Source organism: Ectothiorhodospira sp. 9100 (genome assembly GCF_022227565.1).
Lineage (GTDB): Bacteria > Pseudomonadota > Gammaproteobacteria > Ectothiorhodospirales > Ectothiorhodospiraceae > Ectothiorhodospira > Ectothiorhodospira marina.
The window spans coordinates 1-3,494 of sequence record NZ_JAJNAN010000092.1 but is presented as its reverse complement, the minus strand read 5'-3'; the positions used below and the strand labels follow the sequence as shown (position 1 = coordinate 3,494).

Below are 3,494 nucleotides of genomic sequence, written 5' to 3'. Positions count from 1 at the left end.
TAAGGTGAATTCTTGCGATGATAGCCTTATAATGTAGTCTTCATGTGACTACATAATAATCTCCTCGGAGAATTGCCGATGAAAACCGCTGATACCTACGTCCGTGCTCGCATCGATACTCGGACCAAGGAACGCGCCGCTGATGCACTAGAGGCAATGGGGTTGTCCGTTTCGGACGCTATTCGTTTGCTGATGTTGCGCATAGCTGATGAGCGCCGTTTGCCCTTCGATGTGAAGGTGCCCAACTCCACGACGAAGAAGGCCATTACCGAACTGGAAGCTGGGAAAGGCAAGAAGTTCACCAGCGTGGACGATCTGATGGCGGATTTGCATGAGGACGATTGATCGTTCATCCGCTTTCAAGCGCGACTACAAGCGAGAGGCCAAAGGCAGGCACCGGACCACGCTGGACGATGAACTCAAACCGGTGTTGATCGCACTGGGACCGATCAGGCTTTAGATGTTCGCTACCGTGATCATGACCTTTCGGGTGATTGGGCAGGCTACCGGGAATGCCACATCAAGCCTGATCTGCTGCTGATTTACCGCAAATCTGACCCCAACACCCTCCGATTGGCACGGCTCGGCTCGCACAGCAAACTTTTCGGCTGATCGATCACAAACAGAACTCATTCGCCAGTGCATGCACCTCCTTCAGGGTGATCCCCAGATACCGCATGGTCAGCGCCGGACTGCGGGGCAAGAGTGCCCGTCCCCTTCCTTGGCCGCCACCTCCGGCGGCGCAAAACCCTCAATGATCTGGCGCACCAGTTCCGGGTAGCTGAACAGTTCCTTGTAGTCCGTATCGTGGTGGTTGCTCATGCTGGGTCATGGCAGGAGATCGAGCCACAGTGCCCTATATTCGCTTCCAGCCCGGCCGATCCCCTCCGTGGCGATAACCTGCCGGCAGGTTGAACTGATTCACATTTTCAGTGATTGGAGTTGTGCCCTTTCTAAAACTGTGGAGAATGTTCGGAGTCGCCATTGAAGGCAGTCAGGGATGAAAGGCAGTCAATCACGGAAGGTCCATTGGATGGATCATTGCCGCGCGACACCGGGCCCCGCCACATGGACTGTAGCGGGGCCTTTCTTTTTTGGGGCAGCGACACCCAAGAATCCGGGTGTCTGTTCCTTACCCTGACTTACCCCACTCCTCAGTGGGGCTGATCTGATCGCAGAGCCTTCACCTCATCCAGGGATAGGCCCGTAGTCTCGGCGATCTGCTGGTCGTCAAGCAGGCCCAGCTTGAACAGGTTAATGGCAGCCAGACGCTGGCCTTTCTGTAAGCCGATTTGCTCGCCCTTCTGCAAGCCGATCACCTCGCCCTTCTGCCGTTCCTTCTCCGCCCAGTTCTGAAGATTTTCCGCCAGCATCGCATTGTCCTCCACCAAACTGTTGACCTGTTCCAGCGCCTTCTCTGCCTCGGCGCCCAGCCGTCTGAGGTGACGTTTGAGCCAGCGGGTGATCACCTCGTCCAGACGGGCCTTCTGCGGATGTGCCCGGATGCGCGCTGCCAAGCGCTGCACTGCGCCCTGCAAGGCATCCACATCCTTTGACGCCTTCTCCACCTCGAAAATCCCGCTCAGCGGCGTGTCCCGCTCCGCCAGTTCTTCCTCGCTGAAGGCCGATTCGTTCACCAGATAGTAGCGCAGGTGGGGCTGATACACCCGCATGAACCCAGGCGGTTCCGGCCGGATCATCCGATAGATGTCCTCCCGCGCCGTCCACCGTTTCGAGCCGTTGTACAGCACCACCGGGAAGATGGGCGGCATACCCTTGCGGGCTGTTGTCACATGGGTCTTGATCAGATGGTCGTAGAAGCAGGCCACATAGTGCAGCATCCGGATCGGCAGGCGGTGGTCCACCGTGGACTGAAACTCCAGCAGCAGATACACGAACACCCGCTGCGTGGTGCCATCCCATTTCACCTCCACCGACCAGACCTTATCCTCGAACTTCTCGCCAAACAGCGGCGTGATGTAGTTCCCGCTGTGATCGGTGAGGGTGGAAAAGTCCATCATCGCCGCCACTTCCGGCGGCGCAAAGCCCTCGATGAGCTGGCGGACCAACTCCGGGTAGCTGAACAGTTCCTTGTAGCCTGTGTCGTGGTGGTTGCTCATGCGGCGTTCTGGCAGGAGATCGAACCACAGTGTGCCATATTCGCCCCCAGCTTGGCCGACCTCCACCCTTGCGGTAACCTGTCACCAAGCTGGCCACGGACATGGCTGGCAACCTCTGGAGGGAACCATGCCGCGCCCCCGCTGTGAACAGATTTCGCTCACCGATACGCCCTACTACCACATCATCTCGCGCTGTGTGCGGCGCACCTTCCTCTGCGGGCAGGATCATCTCACTGGCAAAAGCTTTGAACACCGGCGGCAGTGGATCGAGGATCGTATGCGGCTGCTGGCCTCCCTGTTCGCCGTGGACGTGGCCGCCTATGCGGTCATGTCCAACCATTATCATGTCGTCGTCAAGCTGGAGCCGACACACAAGCGGAGCGTTGGTCCGATGACGACGTGCTGCGGCGCTGGAGTTGTCTGTTCAAGGGCCCACTGCTGGTCCAGCGATATCTGGCCGGAGGTCCGCAGGAAAGCTACGAGCTGGCCCAAGTGGCGGAATTCGCCCAATGCTACCGGCAGCGGCTGGCCAGCCTGAGCTGGTTCATGAAGTGTCTGAATGAGCCCATCGCCCGGCAGGCCAATCTGGAGGATGGCTGTACCGGGCACTTCTGGGAGGCCCGCTTCAAGTCTCAGGCCCTGAGCACCGAAGCCGCCCTGCTCAGTTGCATGGCCTATGTGGATCTCAACCCGGTGCGGGCCGGGATGGCAGACACGCCGGAGACTTCAGAACACACCAGCATCAAGGAACGCATTACGCCCCGGTTCGACCTGGCCCAGGCCGTGCGCGAGCAGGTGAAACTGGACGCCTTGCTGCGGTTCGATGTGCCGGTGAAGCCATTGCTGCCTTTTGAAGGTGCATTCGCAGACCGCGAGCAGCCCGGCATCCCGTTCGCCCTCGAGGACTATCTGTCCCTGGTGGACTACACGGGGCGGGCCATCGACCCGAGAAAGAAGGGCGCCATTGCCGACACCCAGCCCCCGATCCTGCAGCGGCTGGGACTCACCCCGGATCAATGGCTGGCCCAGAGTACGCAGTTTGAGGCCCTGCACCGGCAGCAACGACGATCAGCGGCCTGACTGGCCTATCCTTCAGAGGGTTTTCCCGTGCTGCGGTGATATGCCGAGGAAGGCTCTTGCCCGTCGTTCCTGTGCTGGAGCCAGATATTCGGGGAAATCAGCGGCTGACGGTGGTTTTCGGGCCCGGTGCCTTGAGGGAGGGCGTAAGAGGGGCGTTGGGCGGGGCGGCAGTAGGCGAATGGCTGAGCAAAGGGTCAAGAGTGCCTGTCCCTTGTGTGTGCCATCAAGGGCTTCGCCCCGGACGCCGTCCAGGCCATCGAACACCACAGCTGGCCCGGTAACGTACGCGAGATG

At 59.7% G+C, this 3,494-nt stretch carries 5 protein-coding genes and 1 pseudogene; 4 read left to right on the top strand and 2 right to left on the bottom strand.

Annotation, left to right across the window (positions count from 1 at the left end):
- Positions 1–78: 78 nt before the first annotated feature.
- Positions 79–345 carry a type II toxin-antitoxin system RelB/DinJ family antitoxin gene (locus LPW29_RS14935; RefSeq protein WP_025282793.1) on the top strand — a complete coding sequence of 89 codons (267 nt, stop codon included), beginning with the start codon at positions 79–81 and terminating at the stop codon, positions 343–345.
- A 159-nt stretch (positions 346–504) separates the two neighbouring features.
- A pseudogene (locus tag LPW29_RS15830) lies at positions 505–612 on the top strand (type II toxin-antitoxin system mRNA interferase toxin, RelE/StbE family); the annotation flags it as partial.
- A gap of 69 nt (positions 613–681) precedes the next feature.
- Here LPW29_RS15830 and LPW29_RS14925 read toward each other — a convergent pair.
- Positions 682–822 carry an Rpn family recombination-promoting nuclease/putative transposase gene (locus tag LPW29_RS14925; RefSeq protein WP_238628671.1) on the bottom strand — a complete coding sequence of 47 codons (141 nt, stop codon included), beginning with the start codon at positions 820–822 and terminating at the stop codon, positions 682–684.
- Positions 823–1,154: 332 nt separating this feature from the next.
- Positions 1,155–2,120 (bottom strand): Rpn family recombination-promoting nuclease/putative transposase, encoded by a 966-nt coding sequence (locus tag LPW29_RS14920; RefSeq protein ID WP_238628670.1) that lies wholly within the window; start codon positions 2,118–2,120, stop codon positions 1,155–1,157.
- Positions 2,121–2,519: 399 nt separating this feature from the next.
- Here LPW29_RS14920 and LPW29_RS14915 point away from each other — a divergent pair, with 399 nt between their 5' ends.
- On the top strand, positions 2,520–3,200 hold the full coding sequence (locus LPW29_RS14915) for a hypothetical protein (protein ID WP_238628669.1): 681 nt from the start codon (positions 2,520–2,522) through the stop codon (positions 3,198–3,200).
- 213 nt (positions 3,201–3,413) lie between these two features.
- Positions 3,414–3,494, top strand: an 81-nt coding sequence (locus LPW29_RS15825; RefSeq protein ID WP_443112359.1) for a hypothetical protein, incomplete at its 3' end; no start/stop codon positions are given.